The sequence below is a fragment of the Chryseobacterium sp. TQ-BC-N36 genome (assembly GCF_058382295.1).
In genome coordinates this window covers 148,768-165,081 of record NZ_CM178175.1, presented here as the reverse complement: position 1 = coordinate 165,081, position 16,314 = coordinate 148,768, and the positions used below count along the sequence as shown (strand labels likewise).

The following is a 16,314-nucleotide window of genomic DNA, read 5'->3' as shown; positions in this document are numbered from 1 at the left end:
ATGATCTATTTTTTATTGTCCAATGTTTTCCATATACTCTCAACCCGCTTCAGAGCCTCTGCTTTTAATTCCTCTTTGATTTTTGGTCCCTGTTCTCTTGTTTTGCGAGCTAGTAATTCATCAATCACATAATATGTAAGCTCTTCACGTTCTGTATCTCCCAAGTGTTTTATCCGGGGAATAATATGACTCAGATCTAAAAGACGATTTTTTTGTTCTTCGCTTCTGTTCTTTTCTTCCAAAGCTAGAATGGTGTAATATTCATCAAAAAGCTTTTCTGTTTCTGGGTCTATAGTACTTTTTAATCCAAAAAAATCAGAAGTCAATATCTGATCTACCCGTAATTCACTTGGGTCAGGTAACTCCGTCAATGCTATTACTTCATTCTCCTGATTTTTGGTCAACACAACAGTTTCTCCAGCTCTTAGTCCTCTCAGACAAAGTGGTTCATGTGTTGTTACTACAAAACGAATTTTAGGAAAAGCTTTTCTTAAACGTGTAACAACTTCCATTCGCCAACGTGGATGCAAATGAGTACCGATTTCATCAATGAGTACCATTCCTTCTGCCAAATCAAATGTTACATTTTCGCCTGCTAAGGTTGCCATAATATCTACTGCTAAATAAAATACTGATTTATAGCCATCACTTAATTCATCAATGAAAAATGTGTCATTTCCTCTTTTTACAATTACCAAATCATTCTTGATACTAATTGTATCTTCCTGTTCTAATAAGATTAAGTCTTTTAAAGTAATTGCTGCGCGATCAAAAATTTCCTTTGGAAGGTTTGCCAACCAATTATCTGCATCGACAAGAGAGAAGGTATAATCAAAAAGATTTTTTGCCTTAGCTCCGTAAAATTCTATTTTCTCCGGAACCATTTTCCCGATTTTAGGTTTCAGTCTAATGGAATTATAGGCTACGATATTAATTATAGGCTGGAATAAAGATGTTTTAATTTCTTTCTTATTGAAATTGACTTCAATAGGTTTTTGTCCCCCAACCAAATGTATTTTAATAAATCCTTTTTTAGAACCATGTTTTAACAGATGATCACCTTTTATACCTAAATCTGTTATATACTCTTGACCTGTAAGTCCAATAACAAAAGCCTTTAACAATGAACTTTTTCCCACTCCATTTTCGCCTAGAAACAATAACCAAGGTTCATTTTTAATAGGAGAATCAGAATTATGATTAAATTCTAATTCTAAAGAAGAGAAGCACTTAAAGTTTTTTAATTCTATTTTTTCAACATATATATGCTTTATTGAATTTATAGATTGTTCAATATTATATTTTTCAGTTTCTTTAAAAGTTTCTGTGTTAGAAGATGAGAAATCCTGAGTTAATATAATTTCTTGATTTTTGGTTTCTTGACCATTGATAGTTGAAAAATATTCTTGTATCTCAGGTCTATTTCCTAACCATTTAGAGAGCATAAATCGTTGTATTCCCAAATACGATTCTCCAGAATGATTAGTGTATTTATATTGCCAAGAATTATACAACTTTTTAATATCAGTTCGATTTGATTCTTCTTTTCTCAATAATTTCAAAAGTAATTCCCATTCTCCATAAAGTTCTTTTAAAACTTCTAGCCTTGCATTCACCAATTCAGAACGATCTAGCTTTAGTATTTCTATGGTGATAGTGCCCTTAGAAGAAATTGCTTCGATTCCTCCTTGTTCATTAAAAATTAAATGTTCTTCAGGTCTATCTATACATGGATCTATTAACAGAGCCTTTTCATTATATATGACTTCTTTGTAAGGTGTGTTTAATGGTATTCTTTGCCCATCAACTGGGAACCATGTTGATTTATATTGATTACAGTGGGAACAACTTAAGTAAATATTATTCCAGTCATAAGTTAACCACCAATAATGATCAGTTGAGAATTCCTTGTCCCATCCTCTGGCTCCTCCTTTAGGACGGAAATGATCATATTCAGATTGAGCTCTATTTAATGATATAGGTGATTCACAATAAGCACATTTCTCTTTAAATACTTCTCGTAGTGCTTCAAGGAATTTATCTCTTAATCCTTTTTCAAAGGGTTGTGAGTATTTTTGCTGAGATCTGCTTTCTTTTGATTTTAAATAGAACTCTTCCAGTCTTTTTTTTGCTATTTCGACTTCCTTTGAATAAAAGACTTCTGGCACAGGAATGATATTTCTTTCTACGTAAATCATTTTGTATGTTTTTTAGCAAATTTTTCTAGAATACTTGAACTCGGGTGGCTAGATAGTGAAATGAGCTTATTGGCTAAAGCGACTGGTACAATTGAATTATCATACATATCACATCTTAGCTTTTCTATGTTCCAAAGTATTGTATCCAGATTTTTAAAATCAGTCTTTTGTGGATTCAGTACTATGTTTTCATTTTCAACAGGAAGTGTAATAACATATATTCTTTCATCCCTTGACTTAAAAATAATCTTCGAACTATAATATGAAGTATGTGCGTATGGTTCTGGGTTATCAGAAGGTCCTGGTAAAATATAAGTGTAAATGTGTTTATTGTTAAGCAATAAAGCTTCTCCTGGTTCTAATAGGTTTTTGATTTCATCTGCATGTTCTACAAATGCCCCTGATTTTTCTAAACCTGCTAAAAATAAGTTATGATTACTAAATAAGTAATTACATAATTTCCGAACGTGTTTATGCATATTGGCTGTTTGTCCAAAAAATGCCAGAGGTCCATCTTTAATAAAGAAAAATTTATCCAGTAATTTTGGCTGTGTTTCTTTGATATACTTGATAGTATGTATAATGTTTATCTGTTCGATTAAATTAACCAAATAGCCAAGGATACTACCAGCTCCGAGTTCATCATCAATCACTTCATGCAATCTGAAACAGTCTGTCAGATATAATATTCCATTACATTCCGGGCAGTTAGTCGTGTATTTGCTGTTGAAATTTACACGTAAAATATCTTGATTTTTTTCTTCACAATGCGGACAAGTGGTTAGGTTAAAACTATCAACAGGTTGGTCAAACAAGTTAAAAATTAGCCAATGTGTTGTAGAAAGTAAATTATTCTTTTCATCTCCTTTCTTTCTAAAGTATTCATAAATTGTTCGGCGAACGGAATGAGTTAAAGTGATATTGCTATTATATGAAACGTTTTTTGTTGGAAGTACTAATTTGCTTCTTTCTAAGTCTTTAAGTGCGGACATTGATTCCCTAGAAATAAATGGCATTTCGGAAATGTTATTTAAATCTTCGGTATTTAGAAAGATCTCTCCAAATTGAAAAAATGTTATCAATGAAGAAGGAAATGTTTTCTTTACCGGAATAGTAGCGTAACCACCGTCCATTGCTATAATATGTTCAATTGGATTCTCATCGGGATATTGAACTTTGATGATAAGAGATTTATCCAACTCTACTTCTTCAGCAGATTTAGGATATTCGCAATTTTCCAAAAAAGATCGAACCTCTTCATCATTTATTATAAATGAATGAGATGATTTACTGGCTAATTCATCAGGACGTTTACCTGTTCTGCTACTGTATGCCATAATACTTATTTGGTAGAAGTTTCTACTGAAAATTTGTCAATCTGTACCGGTACAATGAAAGGATTAGAATAGGTCTTCATCCTCACAAAACCTTTATCGTTCTTTGCACTAAAACGAATTAATGCATCGGCAAAATCGTCGAAGTCATAATATTTTCTTAGTTCCTTTATTTCATCTTCATTGTTCAAATGAGCAATGAACCAATTTTGGGTGTTCTTTAAAATATTGGAACTTATTGAACTCACTTCCTGCGTAGCGTAAATCATTCCCAGATTTAGTTTTGCTCCTTCTTTGGCAATTCTATTATATATCTGACTTAAATCTTTATCATCTTTTTTAGGGAATAGATTATGAGCTTCTTCGAAATAGAATTGGATAAAATTGTTAGCTTCATTATCGATAAATCGATTCATTGAATTAAAGAAGATTGTACTACATATTTTTTCAGTAAAAATTTTTTGAACTTCCGGATTCCCCTGTGAAAGATCGACAATTACAATTTTACCATCTCTCAATAATTTGGTTATATCTTCTTCAAAAGAAGAGTCATTGTCTTTTGTATGAAGATCAAGCAAATCTCTTCTATTAAGAGATTTATAACCATAAACTTTGTTTTTCTTACCAGGAGATCTATAGCCAGATAACATTGCCAATAAGCTCTTTAAATCTTCTTCAGCCCAATCCTTTCCTTCTTTTTTCCTGTAATTAATGAAGAAGTCATCTTTATCATAATTTTCCCAAACCCAATCAAACCATAAACAAGCATCGTCATAAGAAATTCCTTTACTTGGGTCAATTATATTATTAAGCTTTATTTTATCATTAATATCAGAAGCTCCTTTGAACTTAATAGTTTTCTCTTTAGGTAGTGGAAAGCCAGCTCTATATAAACAGCATTTATAAGCAGCCATTATTCTGTCAAAACGAACAGAAACCCCATTAAAACCATCATATTCAGAAGGTTTTGACAAGTCTACTGATAGAAAATTCTCCAAATAGCCTGTTGTGTTTCCTGTTGCTCTAAAATAACTTGATATCATTTCAAAACCATTTTCTATTTCGTTATAAAAGTTTATTTTCATAACTAGAAAATCATCTTTTTCAAGAACACTGTATCTACTTACTTTGTCTTTATACATTTCAAATATTGCAGTTCCCTCATCTTGCATATTTGCATTAGCATATTCTCCATTTATATCAAAAATAATTTGACCTACTGGATTTTTTGGTGCTCCCTTCTCATCAAAAGCTTTTAAATTTTCTTCTATTTTATTTGTTGCATTTAGTTGAGTTATCGCATTTGAAGATATTTCAGTAGTCGCTTCTATAACCTTTTTAACGGTATTAGACTTACCAGTTCTGGTCATTCCAAAAAGAGCTGTTCTTTTGCCAAGGAGATCAGCTGGGTGAATATATACTTCTGCCTTTTCTTCTTCATTTTTGCTTTGAAACCTGAGACTGGAACTATATCGCACATGCCCAATAGAAAACTCATTATCATTGCCGGGAATAATGTCTGGAGAATCCCTTTGGTTAACAATATAGCCTAGTACATCTTTATTGACTTTATAAACACTGTAATGGTGAGCAGAATAAAAATTTTCTAAGTCCGCACCAAATTCTACATTGGTTCCATTTCTATAGAATGTTCCTAACACCCGACATTCAAGTCCTGAAAAACTAAACTCATAACGTGTGAAATCATCCAATTTAGAACTTTTACCAGAGGTGGGTAAATTGTCTTTATAATACTCTATCATAGAGCTAATCATAACACTATCTGTAGGTAATTTAGCCGGTGCCAAAGCTCTTAGAAGAATTGCTTCTTCAACAGTTTCTTCATTATCATAAAATGCAAGTAAAAAAGTTCCTTGTGCTATTCCCTTAACTCTTTCCTTATCAGCATCACAAACAAGGATATTAGCTTTATTATAGTCAAGCGAAAAAGGATGGCCAACAAAAAGTTCGGTCTGTTTTCCCACTTTTAAAGGGTCTACAGATGCAAGTTGTTTTATTTTATCTACAGTTTTCATGGTTACAGTTTATTTAAGCGGTGATTTTAATTCGGGATCACTAAACCTTATGATAGCTTGTTTAATGTAATCTTCTTTAATTTCAAATGATATCCATTTACGGTTCAATTTTTCTGCACAATATCCTGTTGTATTACTTCCAGAAAATGGATCAAGTACTAAATCTTCTTCATCCGTTAAAAATTGGATAAAGAAATTTACCAGTCCACCAGACATACGAGCTGGGTGTGGCGTAATTCCATTCTCTCTACAAGTTTTTAGAAAATAGCTATTAGAACTAGTATTTGAAAAACTCAATACACTATGGGGTAACCTTACGTCTCGTTTTTCATCTAAAGCTTCCATTTCAAAAAAGTTATGGGAAATACTACCGCCATTATCTTTTAGAAATCCTGTCTCACTTATTTGATGTTCTGATGGTCGTTTACCTGAATTATAGGATTGTCGTTTCAGTAGCTGTTCCATACTTTTACTATAGGGACGTAAAACTTTGCTATTATCGGCTTTAGGGAAATCGTTTTTAGCAATCCACCAAACGTGTGTATAACTATCCACCGTTCGTAATCTATTTACAGTTACCCATTGTGCTGGTGAAGGAAGTTTCGAGGGATTGTAGCAAATAAATTCCTGAATTAATCTTAACTCAGCCTTAGGATGTTTTACCATTCCTAAAAGGCATTCTAAATGCAATAAAGATTGAACTGGTCTCTCAGGCTCCCAAGCATTTCCAATTTCTATAACCAATGAGCCATCATCAGCCAAAAGGTCAGAAAATATTGGTGCTAACTTTGTAAACCATTCCTTATATTCTTCTCCTTTTTCATTTCCATATTGCTTTTTATTATTTAATGGAAAAGGCGGCGAGGTAATTATCAGATTTACCTTTCCCTTTAATTTGCGTAATTTTTTATCATTTGCTAATAATTCAAGCGAATTTCCTACGAAAAGCTTACCAAGTTTAGACTTGTATTTTTGAGTTAATTTCTCTTCAGTTGACATATTATCAATTAAGTTTCAACTTCATTTATTGAAGCTGTTAAATTAAATATTTATTTTATCTAGCATTTACGGAAAACCGCACGCATTAAAGTACCATATATCTTTACAATTTTTATAAAAAATTTTATTTAGTATATGGAAAACGTGATGAAAACTAGAATAATGAAATCTTCAATGCTAAATGCATATTAGTAAATAAACAAAATGCTATCAAACTTAGCTAGAATATTTTGCTCTTCAAATATTCCAATTCTAAATCAATTAGTATTTGAATTAATATATGATTGATTTTGTTGCATTTTAATAGTTTTCAATGGTTTAATACAAATATATTATTTTTTTATATGAATTTGCTTATTAATCAAAAACAATAAATTTTTCGAACTATTAATTATTCACTTGTATACAAAACAATCAAATCATACTTTAAGAAGATATATTATCATCAATCTTTTTCTTTAGTAATTATAACTTTAGAGATAAAAACAGTCTATGTGCAATAAAATGGCTGTTGTGAAAAAATCATTTTACTTTTCTTATTTGCTGTTTAACACCAACCTTCAACTCCTCACCAAAATCCAACATCACCACCTGACTCCCCTGAAACGGATTATAAGACGGCTGATAATCAATATAACCTGAAGAATCTGCATTCTTCAGGCATTTATGGTAGGTGGCTTTTGAACGGATTTTACTGATGCGCATCACTTCATCGCGGGAAATACTGACCGGGTTTCGGAAACGGCTGAAATTCCAGAACTGGAATAAGGCTAAATAGAGACTGATGTGTGATGGATTAAGCGTATGATCCTGAGCCACCTTTTCATAGAAAGCTGTGAGGTGTTTGATATAATTCATAATTTGGTTTCGTTGTTGTGAAATATCATTGTTTCTTTTTCAGCATATCTTCGATGTCTTTGTAATTGTAATATAATGTCCCACCGACACGAGTATAAGACAGAGTTCCATTAATACGAAGGTTTTGCAATGTTCCAGAGGAGATTTTCAGAAGCGCTTTGACCTCTGACGAACGAAGCCATAATTTCTGCTGGGAAATCTTGATTTGAAACAGGTTTTGTAGGTCTTCCAGCAATTCGGTTTTGAATTCCTGAAGGTCTTCTTTGGTGATTAGGTTTACGATCATAACTACTTCATTTTTGTTTTTGACTTAGTTTTTTCTTCTACAAATTTGTAGCATTAAAACATTCAAAACAATAGTGTTAGAGGGGTGTGGGCTAAATAAGAACAATCTGGATGATGCAGGAATCTTTTGGAGATTAAAAAAGAATAAATTGGAATCTACTAGATGGTTTACAAGAAAAAAGACGAGTTCCGAAGTCTTTTTCCCTTTTTGCAAAAAAGGCAAGAGAGTTTTAGATATAAAACTTGAAAAGTTTGTATATACAAAGACACATCTTGCTACTTATACCGCTATTTTTTTCAGAGCTCTGAAATGAAACTACATTTTATTGATTATTAACCAGTTGCATTAATTATTTTTTAAAAGAAAAAAAGCAGAAAAACAAAGACTTCAGGGTTGCTCAATTTTTGAGCCGCATCGACACTACACGGCTTAAATTCTGCGCCGGGTTAGGGATCAACGGCTTATTTTTTGAACCAGGCAAGTGTGTTATGGTAATATTTTTGAGCCGCTTTACTTTATTTGGATACACTTCAGAAATTAGGTTGCTCAAATTTTGAGCACGCATTTAAATATCCGGTTCAATTTTTTTACGCAGGGTAAGTGTCGAGTGCTTAATTTTGAGCCGCTTTTAAGCTGACCTGTGCACATTTTGCGAAGGCTTCCAGCTAACCTGTATTTAAATTACGCAGGTTTATAATAGATTATCCATCAATCTCTTGTGAGAAGATTGATTATATTTGAATCACTTTGAAGTTTTTAAGTAGAATAATTTTTGTAAAGAAGCCAAATGAATTACAAGACATTTGCACCGGATCGTGACTCATTTTTGTGTTTTTTTAATGGAACACGAAATAGGTCATATAAATCGTGACCTTTTTTGATTTTCTTTGATACTAGCGCAAAACAAAAAACGCTGTAAACATTGATTTTTACAGCGTTTTAGCTTATTTTGGTTTCCCAACTGGCGGAGAGTGAGGGATTCGAACCCCCGGACCTGTTACAGTCAACAGTTTTCAAGACTGCCGCAATCGACCACTCTGCCAACTCTCCCTAAACTCCGGCTATACCGTTGTTTTCAGTGGTGCAAATATAGAGCGATTTTTAGTTTCCGCAAAACTTTTCTTACACAAATTTTAACGAAAATTAATAATAGACTAGAAATCAAGGGAATTATTTTGAGGAACTCATACCCTGTTCCCGGTCTATGATGGCAATGAAGCTGTTTTTTAAAAGATCTGACGGATATACAAACTGATCTCCATCTTTACCCTTCACCACAATAGCGGCCTGTTCATCATTAAGGCATTTGTCCAATTGGGTCTTCATGTCATTAAGAGTTCCATCGGGAACCTCAATAATATAAGTTCCTGTAACATGGTTAATTTTTATGATTTTTCTTTCCATATTCTTTTTGATTAGGCCCTAAATTTAGGAATTTTACTTTAAGTATAAAGATATTTCAGGAAGAGATACGGACTGATAAATATAAAAGGATACCATAAGTCCCTGTCTAAAAGCTATAATCAATCAGTCATCAGAATAGACTATATTTGTGGCATTTAAAACTAATAATACTATTTTTCAGATGTTTACTCAATCTTTCACTAAAAACACTGCTATTACCGTCTCGCTAATTTTCTCCTTTATGGCTTTTTGTCAAAAAACGCCCATGTCTGTTCTTCCTTCCGGCCATCTTGTAGTTGGCGCTGAAGTGGATGGTAAAAAAGGAAATTTTATTTTTGATACGGGAGGAGGAATCAATCTTTTTCTTGGAAACTTTTCCAAAGAACTGGGAGCCAAAGAAACCTATAATTATCTGACTGCCTTCAGGGCCACAGGAGAAAAGATGACCATTCCCCTGTTCAAATCAAAGGAGATTATTTTTAACGGTAAAAAGTTTAAAAATATCTGGTATTCTACCCACGATATGGAAATTAAAGGAATTGACGGGTTAATTTCCCTTCCAATGCTTTATGACACTGAGTTCATCATAGATTATACTACCAATGAGCTTATTTTTCCCAAAGAGAAACTGAACAGTAAGAAAGTGATGGATATCCAGCTGTCAACCAATGCTGACCAGTCTCTGGATATTACAACATATGTGCTTCTGAATAACAAATACAGGATTAATGTTCTCCTCGATTCCGGATCCGGTAAAGATTCTTTCTGGTTGAGTGAACGCCTGATGAAAACACTGGATATCAAAAAAGAGAACCTCCAGGTAATTGAAAATAAAAGTGAATTTAACCCTGATCTAATAACCAAGTTTTATAAGGGAAATATTGGTTCCATTTCCACCTCTTTTGCCACCGTTGAAAACCCTGCCGTTTTTTTTGTAGAAGGTCTTATCTATGAAGGTAAAACAAGCATCAACTGGCTTGGTAAAAAACTGGGATTTAATCTTAAAGATAAAAAGATCTATATTCTGGATTAAAGACAATAATGAAGTAAAACGGTCACTCTGACGAAAGAAAAATCTCAAACCTGAGTAAGATTCTCCTTTCGTCAGAATGACAGTGTAGAAATTACTCTCCTGCCGGCTCAAATAATTCGATTTTGTTTCCCTCCGGATCCAGGATGTGTACAAATTTCCCATATTCATACGAAGTCACCTCATCCAAAACCGTTACACCTTCTTTTTTCAGCTCCTCTACCAGTGCTTCAATATTTTCTACATGATAATTGATCATGAATTCTTTGGATGAGGGCTCAAAGTATTGGGTAGACTCTTTAAAAGGGCTCCACAGCGTATATCCTTTTTTATTGGAATCTGCGTCTTTCCAGTCGAATTTAGCACCGTATGGACTGGTGGGCAGCCCAAGGTGGGTTTTGTACCACTCGTTTACTTGTTCCGGGTCTTTACACTTAAAGAAGATGCCTCCGATAGCGGTTACTCTTTTCATTTTTGATTCGTTTTTTCAGTTTACATATAATGAGATGCAAAGTATGATCGTTTGCAGTTTCACAAATATATTAATGTTTTCATTAGAGATTTTATTATTTTTTCATTAGAGACTTAATATGGAGATTTTTTATTGGAAAACATAATGGCAAAAGTGATGTTAAAAGGACTTCTTATAAGGCACAAAGATTTTATACCCAAAAAATTATTGTGAAATTTATTCCATTTCACGCTGATTTTGCAGATACTGATAAAAACCTGTGTGATCTGTGAAAACAGTATTATCATCTGCTGAAAATCTTCAATTTTCTTGCGTCTTAAAATAAAGCATAAAACGTAAAACTGCGCCTTTGCGATTCTCAAGCAAAATAAATGCGCAGACATAAGTAAAACGAAAAAGCGCACCCACGGGGCACGCTTTATATTATATAAACTGAATAATATTAGTGTAGTTCAGCTAAATATTTCTCTGCATCCATAGCAGCCATACATCCGCTTCCAGCAGCGGTAATAGCCTGTCTGTAGATGTGGTCCTGAACATCCCCGGCAGCAAATACGCCCGGAAGATTCGTTCTTGAAGAACCTTTTTCAGTAACAATATATCCGTTTTCATCAAGATCCACCTGACCTGCAAAGATATCCGTATTCGGTTTGTGGCCAATGGCGATGAAGATTCCTTCAACGTCTACAGTAGACTTCTCCTGAGTCTGGTTATTGATAATTACCGCTCTTTCTACCAGGCTGTTTTCCCCTTCAATTCCGATTAATTCATGATGAAATTTCACTTCAATATTCGGAGTGCTTTCTACCCTGTGAACCATTGCTTTTGAGGCTCTGAAAACGTCTTTTCTCACCAAGAGAGTCACTTTCTTACAAAGTTTTGCAAGATAAGTAGCCTCTTCTGCTGCTGTATCTCCTGCTCCTACTACCACCACGTCTTTTCCTCTGTAAAAGAATCCGTCACATGTAGCACAGGCAGAAACACCTCCCCCTGCATATTTTTTCTCATCTTCTAGACCTAAATATTTTGCTGTAGCTCCTGTAGAGATGATTACTGTTTTGGCAAGGATCTCTTTGTTTCCTGCATATAATTTGTGAACACCGCCTACTTCTTTAGCGAATTCAGCTTTAGTGATCATTTCGTAATGAACTTTGGTATCAAATCTTTCTGCCTGTTTTTGCAGATCCATCATCATTTCAGGACCTGTAATCCCGGCTGGATACCCTGGAAAGTTATCCACTTCAGTAGTGGTTGTTAATTGTCCGCCCGGCTCCAAACCTGTATACAGTTCAGGTTTTAAGTCTGCTCTTGCTGCATAGATAGCAGCTGTGAAACCAGAAGGCCCAGATCCAACGATCACACAATCTAAAATGTTTTGCTCCATAATTTGCTTTGTTCGAAAAGATTTAATTTGAATTAAGACCGCTAATTTCGGAATTTTTAATTTCTTTTTAAAGTTATTTTAATGATACTTGTCAATATCAGATATGCGGATTGTCAATGAAGACTACAAGATGCTGGAGCCAAGAGTCAATACAGGGTACGGGTTTAAAAACACCTGTTCTTTATCTATTATCTCTCCGTCTATCATCTATCATCTCCCTCACTACACTTTCATCTTAATCTTATCTACATTGATGATCTTGTACACAAGTTCTATGATCAGTTCGGCTTCTACCATATTCACTGCCCCCAGCCCTTTTCCTTTCATATCGAATTCGCGTAAAATGGAAATCACTCTTGTAGCATGTTTTAAGGGATAAAGTCTGGCACTTTCAGCATAATCTTTGATAAAATAAGGATTTACGCCCATTTGCGAGGCAACTGTCTGCGGCGACTGACCTGCCATGGTCTGATAGATAATCACATTTGAAAAATAATTGTAAAGACTTGCCAGCATCATGACAAAGGGATTATTCTTCGGGTTTTTTCCCATGAAATGGGCAATTTTAAAAGCTGCATTGGCATTTTTTGTCCCGAGAGCCTTCTGAAGTTCAAAGATATTATACTCCTTACTGATTCCAATATGATTTTCAACAATGGTACCGTCAAGAATTTCTCCTTCTTTAAGGATCATCTTCAGCTTGTTCAGCTCATTGGCAATTCTGGACAGATCGTTTCCAAGATATTCTGCCAGAAGATGGGAAATGTTGGGAGCAGTATTGATTTTAAGCTTTACACATTCATCCGAAATCCATTTGGGCAGATTATTTTCCTTTACAGATTCGCTCAGAAAAAGCATTTTAGCTTTATCCAGAGCTTTGGCAGCCTTCTTTCTGCTGTCCAGCTTCTTGTGTTTGTGTGCGAAAACCAGTACTGTAGAAGGTACCGGATTGTCTACATATGATTCCAGAATTCTGTTTTCCTCTTCATTGAATCTTAAATCCTGAGCTTCTTTCACGATAATCACCTGCTTATCTCCCATCATCGGAAACTGTCTTGCCAGAGAAAGGACTTCCTGATAGGTAGTATCTTTTCCGTAAGTAACCGTTTGGTTGAAAGCTTTTTCATCTTCTTCCAAAAAGTTGTGTTCAAGGGCTTTTACTGCAACATCAATAAAGTAGGGTTCTTCTCCGTGGAAAAAATAAATCGGTAAAACTTCTTTATTTTTAATATTTTTGAGGATTAAATCTAATTCTTTCATCTTATTAATGGAACTTCCAAAACTGAATTTTCAGGAAACTTTTGATTTTAAATTCAAGAAAGACAAAGATAAGTTTTTTATTTATGATTTGGTTCGCAAAACTTATCTTCTGCTCACTCCTGAGGAATGGGTCAGACAGCACTGGATTCATTATTACCTGACTGTAAAATCGTATTCTACATCAGCCCTGATTACTGAAAAAAAAATCATTCTGAACGGTCTTACCAAACGTATAGACCTTCTTATCACTGAAAAAACAGAACCTATCATTCTGATTGAATGCAAGGCTCCACAAATAAAATTAACGGAAAAAACATTTGAACAGACTGCCAGGTATAATTCTATTATCGGAGCAAAGGAAATCATCCTGACCAATGGACTTCAGCATATCAATGCCTATTATGAAGAAGGGCAGTATCAGTTTTACAGACCAAACTGAGATAAGAACAGGATTAAAAAAAGAATTTAAATAATATTCTATTCATATTCTTTCTGAGTTATTTTTATTAATTTCGATAAGGTTTTTCTAGACACTAATATCACAAACTTCTACACGAATCACAACAATTGTTATGCTGTGTATTGGTGAAAAAGGATTAGTGTAGCTTATATGAATATAAATTACAAAATATGATACGTTCCATCTTATTAACCGCAATGATTATGGCTTCTGGATCCCTTTTCAGTCAAAAACTTAAACCTGTTTCCTACCAGGACGGTTCACAGAAATTAAATGGCCTCATTACCTCCAATGCTGGAAAAAAACTTCCGGGAGTTCTGATTCTTCCAGCCTGGAAAGGTATTGACGAAGAAGCTAAAACAGCAGCTATTGAACTTGAAAAGCAAGGCTATATTGCTTTTATTGCTGATATTTATGGTGAGGGAAAAATTCCTGCAGACAATGAATCTGCTGCTAAAACTTCCGGATATTACAAACAGAATTATCAGGAATATCAGAAAAGGATATCGTTGGCATTGGAGCAGCTGAAGAAAAACGGAGCTATTTCTGACAAGGTAGCTGTCATCGGATATTGTTTCGGAGGTACCGGGGCTCTGGAATCTGCAAGAGGACATTTACCTGTTGCCGGTGTGGTTTCCATTCACGGAAGTCTGGCCAAAGACCAAAGCAGAAAAAATGAAGCCTTAACCGCTAAAATCCTGGTTGAAAATCCGGCTGATGATAAAAGCGTAACTCCTGATGATTACAATAATCTCATCAAAGAGATGAATGAAGGAAATGCCGACTGGCAGATTATTACCTACGCCCATTCAAAACACACCTTTACAGATCCGAAATCACCGGATTATAATGCAGTAATGGCTAAAAGAGCATGGAATCATATGCTGCTCTTCCTGAAAGAAATTTTGAAATAAACATAAAAAAGGCAAATTCATCAGTTGATGAATTTGCCTTTTTACTTTTATACTGTTAGCTTAATTACGGTTTAGCCTGAAGCTCAACATCATATTTTTTTGGAGAATATTTGGTAAGAGAACCTGTTGCTGCATCAATTCCTACTCCTATTGCTCCTCCCAGAATAATATTCAGTAAAGTCACGGCATTAAAAGTTTTTGTCAGCTTTACTTCCTGCTTCTCAAATCCTTCTTTTTCAAATGTAACCACCTGCTTCCCCAAAGCTCTTGGGATTTTAGTGGTGCAAGGGGTTGTACACTTTTCTATTCCTTTGTGAAACACTTTTGCGCCTTCAGGACTTGAAGAAAAAGCTATCGCATCCTGAGTTCCTGTAAAAATGGTTGCACATGAAGTGGTAGAAAGCGCGATTCCGAGCATGAATACAATTGATAATTTGTTTTTCATAGATTTTAATTAGTTCATTTTTTTAAGTCCGCGAACTTACAAAATAATTCAAAAGCAAACGGTATCAATTGGAGTAAATATTTCTTCAAATATATTATTCATCAGGTTTTCAAGCTTATAAATCACAAAAGCGCACCAGAGCGCGCCTTTTCATCAATATTAGTTTTTACCGGTACATCTTTATTTCTTGATCAACTGTAATGAGCCTGAGTTTCCGTTACTGGAACTCCAGTTGACATAATAGGTTCCTGATACTGAGGTTTGAATATCTACAGGCAGTTTAGCTGCTCCGGCTTCAATATCCGTTTTATATCCGTATACTGTTCTGCCTGCAATATCTGCAACGATTACCGTAATAGTCTCTTTTCCTGAAGCAGTATATAATAGTTCTGATAATCCGTTGCTTGGATTTGGATAAAGTTTAGCCTTGTTCTGCCCAACTGAACTTTTATTAAAAGTTGAAGTTATAGAAGAGCATGGGTTAATATCGCAAATAGCACAAAGAAATTTGGTACATTGGAGAAGATAATCCGTAGTAGATTTGCGGGTAAGTGTTACGCCATACCCATAGCTTGCGGCAGGATTATTAATGGTATTAGGTCCTCCATAATGAAATAATCCGGGGTCCATTTCAGGTGACCAGCATCCTGGAATAATGGTTGTAGCCCCTCCAACTGCCATTGGAATTGGATAATATCTGCTTGTTAATCCTGGATTAGAAAAGGAAACTTTAAAAGTACGTATTACAGGTGGACTTCCTATAGTTGTAAAGACATCCGGAAGTAAAAAATTTTGAGTAGTTATCTGACCTGCGGGGAAATTTCTGACTTCTACTATTGAACCTGTCTTAAACTCCAATGATACCGGAGAGGGAACATATCCGGGAGCGTTGGGTAATGGCACTGGAGATTGGTCCTCTCTCTTTACATGTACGGTTGTACCTGAGGGATTAACAGGAACAAACTGTGCATTTAAAACTGTACTGCAAAATACAGCTACTATAATGAGAAGAGCAATTTTTTTTCCTCCTAAAAATGATTCTGATGATCTCAAGATCTCTGTTAAAGTTTTTTTCATAAGATAATATTTTTGTGATGGCGTTCTTTATTATCACGGGACGCCGTTACCGATAAACAGGTACAAGTTGTCTATTTTTTAATGGAAAAAAAAGGACTAATGAGCAAGTGAGCAGGATATAAACCTAAACGAGTATTTTGATCTTTTTAATGAGAAA

15 protein-coding genes and 1 tRNA gene are annotated in these 16,314 nt (G+C 34.5%); 3 read left to right on the top strand and 13 right to left on the bottom strand.

Annotated features, from left to right (window positions below; translation table 11 throughout):
* Positions 1-5: 5 nt before the first annotated feature.
* From AC3FI7_RS00710 to AC3FI7_RS00675, 8 genes are all read right to left on the bottom strand, one after another.
* The gene (locus tag AC3FI7_RS00710) at positions 6-2,198 is read right to left on the bottom strand and encodes an AAA family ATPase (protein WP_491461141.1); all 2,193 of its coding nucleotides are present in this window, start codon (positions 2,196-2,198) and stop codon (positions 6-8) included.
* Complete coding sequence (locus AC3FI7_RS00705; RefSeq protein ID WP_291904730.1) at positions 2,195-3,535, bottom strand: DNA double-strand break repair nuclease NurA; 1,341 nt, start codon at positions 3,533-3,535, stop codon at positions 2,195-2,197. The genes AC3FI7_RS00710 and AC3FI7_RS00705 overlap by 4 nt, the downstream gene beginning before the upstream one ends.
* A gap of 5 nt (positions 3,536-3,540) precedes the next feature.
* Positions 3,541-5,568, bottom strand: coding sequence for an ATP-binding protein (locus AC3FI7_RS00700; RefSeq protein WP_291904731.1), 2,028 nt, complete (start codon positions 5,566-5,568; stop codon positions 3,541-3,543).
* Positions 5,569-5,577: 9 nt separating this feature from the next.
* Complete coding sequence (locus AC3FI7_RS00695) at positions 5,578-6,567, bottom strand: DNA-methyltransferase (RefSeq protein WP_491461140.1); 990 nt, start codon at positions 6,565-6,567, stop codon at positions 5,578-5,580.
* A gap of 522 nt (positions 6,568-7,089) precedes the next feature.
* Entirely contained in the window at positions 7,090-7,425 is a 336-nt protein-coding gene (locus AC3FI7_RS00690) for a hypothetical protein (RefSeq protein ID WP_291904734.1), read from the bottom strand.
* Positions 7,426-7,450: 25 nt separating this feature from the next.
* Positions 7,451-7,711, bottom strand: coding sequence for a helix-turn-helix domain-containing protein (locus AC3FI7_RS00685; protein ID WP_291904735.1), 261 nt, complete (start codon positions 7,709-7,711; stop codon positions 7,451-7,453).
* 962 nt (positions 7,712-8,673) lie between these two features.
* Positions 8,674-8,761: transfer RNA gene (locus AC3FI7_RS00680), tRNA-Ser, on the bottom strand.
* A 120-nt stretch (positions 8,762-8,881) separates the two neighbouring features.
* On the bottom strand, positions 8,882-9,115 hold the full coding sequence (locus tag AC3FI7_RS00675; protein ID WP_142722144.1) for a glyceraldehyde-3-phosphate dehydrogenase: 234 nt from the start codon (positions 9,113-9,115) through the stop codon (positions 8,882-8,884).
* Positions 9,116-9,356: 241 nt separating this feature from the next.
* Here AC3FI7_RS00675 and AC3FI7_RS00670 point away from each other — a divergent pair, with 241 nt between their 5' ends.
* Positions 9,357-10,148 (top strand): pepsin/retropepsin-like aspartic protease family protein, encoded by a 792-nt coding sequence (locus AC3FI7_RS00670; RefSeq protein ID WP_343657812.1) that lies wholly within the window; start codon positions 9,357-9,359, stop codon positions 10,146-10,148.
* Between the two features lie 91 nt (positions 10,149-10,239).
* On the opposite strand, the gene AC3FI7_RS00665 is transcribed toward AC3FI7_RS00670, so the two are convergent.
* From AC3FI7_RS00665 to holA, 3 genes are all read right to left on the bottom strand, one after another.
* Complete coding sequence (locus AC3FI7_RS00665; protein WP_491461139.1) at positions 10,240-10,617, bottom strand: VOC family protein; 378 nt, start codon at positions 10,615-10,617, stop codon at positions 10,240-10,242.
* A gap of 442 nt (positions 10,618-11,059) precedes the next feature.
* Positions 11,060-12,001, bottom strand: coding sequence for a thioredoxin-disulfide reductase (gene trxB, locus AC3FI7_RS00660; protein WP_142722141.1), 942 nt, complete (start codon positions 11,999-12,001; stop codon positions 11,060-11,062).
* 222 nt (positions 12,002-12,223) lie between these two features.
* Positions 12,224-13,261 (bottom strand): DNA polymerase III subunit delta, encoded by a 1,038-nt coding sequence (gene holA, locus AC3FI7_RS00655; protein ID WP_491461138.1) that lies wholly within the window; start codon positions 13,259-13,261, stop codon positions 12,224-12,226.
* 7 nt (positions 13,262-13,268) lie between these two features.
* Between holA and AC3FI7_RS00650 the strand changes: the two genes are divergently transcribed.
* Both AC3FI7_RS00650 and AC3FI7_RS00645 read left to right on the top strand, forming a co-directional pair.
* The gene (locus AC3FI7_RS00650) at positions 13,269-13,700 is read left to right on the top strand and encodes a type I restriction enzyme HsdR N-terminal domain-containing protein (protein WP_343657809.1); all 432 of its coding nucleotides are present in this window, start codon (positions 13,269-13,271) and stop codon (positions 13,698-13,700) included.
* A 191-nt stretch (positions 13,701-13,891) separates the two neighbouring features.
* Positions 13,892-14,635: a dienelactone hydrolase family protein gene (locus AC3FI7_RS00645; RefSeq protein ID WP_491461137.1), complete on the top strand. Its 744-nt coding sequence runs from the start codon at positions 13,892-13,894 to the stop codon at positions 14,633-14,635.
* Positions 14,636-14,699: 64 nt separating this feature from the next.
* Here the strand turns inward: AC3FI7_RS00645 and AC3FI7_RS00640 are convergent, their stop codons facing one another.
* Positions 14,700-15,080, bottom strand: coding sequence for a PEGA domain-containing protein (locus tag AC3FI7_RS00640; protein ID WP_491461136.1), 381 nt, complete (start codon positions 15,078-15,080; stop codon positions 14,700-14,702).
* Positions 15,081-15,260: 180 nt separating this feature from the next.
* Entirely contained in the window at positions 15,261-16,157 is an 897-nt protein-coding gene (locus tag AC3FI7_RS00635) for a T9SS type A sorting domain-containing protein (protein ID WP_343657805.1), read from the bottom strand.
* Between the last annotated feature and the right edge of the window lie 157 nt (positions 16,158-16,314).

Coding starts and splice junctions, on each gene's coding strand:
- AC3FI7_RS00645 (WP_491461137.1), top strand. CDS start 13,892: ATGATACGTTCCATCTTATTAACCGCAATGATTATGGCTTCTGGATCC.
- AC3FI7_RS00675 (WP_142722144.1), bottom strand. CDS start 9,115: ATGGAAAGAAAAATCATAAAAATTAACCATGTTACAGGAACTTATATT.
- AC3FI7_RS00635 (WP_343657805.1), bottom strand. CDS start 16,157: ATGAAAAAAACTTTAACAGAGATCTTGAGATCATCAGAATCATTTTTA.
- AC3FI7_RS00695 (WP_491461140.1), bottom strand. CDS start 6,567: ATGTCAACTGAAGAGAAATTAACTCAAAAATACAAGTCTAAACTTGGT.
- AC3FI7_RS00650 (WP_343657809.1), top strand. CDS start 13,269: ATGGAACTTCCAAAACTGAATTTTCAGGAAACTTTTGATTTTAAATTC.
- AC3FI7_RS00685 (WP_291904735.1), bottom strand. CDS start 7,711: ATGATCGTAAACCTAATCACCAAAGAAGACCTTCAGGAATTCAAAACC.
- AC3FI7_RS00690 (WP_291904734.1), bottom strand. CDS start 7,425: ATGAATTATATCAAACACCTCACAGCTTTCTATGAAAAGGTGGCTCAG.
- AC3FI7_RS00670 (WP_343657812.1), top strand. CDS start 9,357: ATGGCTTTTTGTCAAAAAACGCCCATGTCTGTTCTTCCTTCCGGCCAT.
- trxB (WP_142722141.1), bottom strand. CDS start 12,001: ATGGAGCAAAACATTTTAGATTGTGTGATCGTTGGATCTGGGCCTTCT.
- AC3FI7_RS00700 (WP_291904731.1), bottom strand. CDS start 5,568: ATGAAAACTGTAGATAAAATAAAACAACTTGCATCTGTAGACCCTTTA.
- AC3FI7_RS00640 (WP_491461136.1), bottom strand. CDS start 15,080: ATGAAAAACAAATTATCAATTGTATTCATGCTCGGAATCGCGCTTTCT.
- AC3FI7_RS00665 (WP_491461139.1), bottom strand. CDS start 10,617: ATGAAAAGAGTAACCGCTATCGGAGGCATCTTCTTTAAGTGTAAAGAC.
- AC3FI7_RS00705 (WP_291904730.1), bottom strand. CDS start 3,535: ATGGCATACAGTAGCAGAACAGGTAAACGTCCTGATGAATTAGCCAGT.
- holA (WP_491461138.1), bottom strand. CDS start 13,261: ATGAAAGAATTAGATTTAATCCTCAAAAATATTAAAAATAAAGAAGTT.
- AC3FI7_RS00710 (WP_491461141.1), bottom strand. CDS start 2,198: ATGATTTACGTAGAAAGAAATATCATTCCTGTGCCAGAAGTCTTTTAT.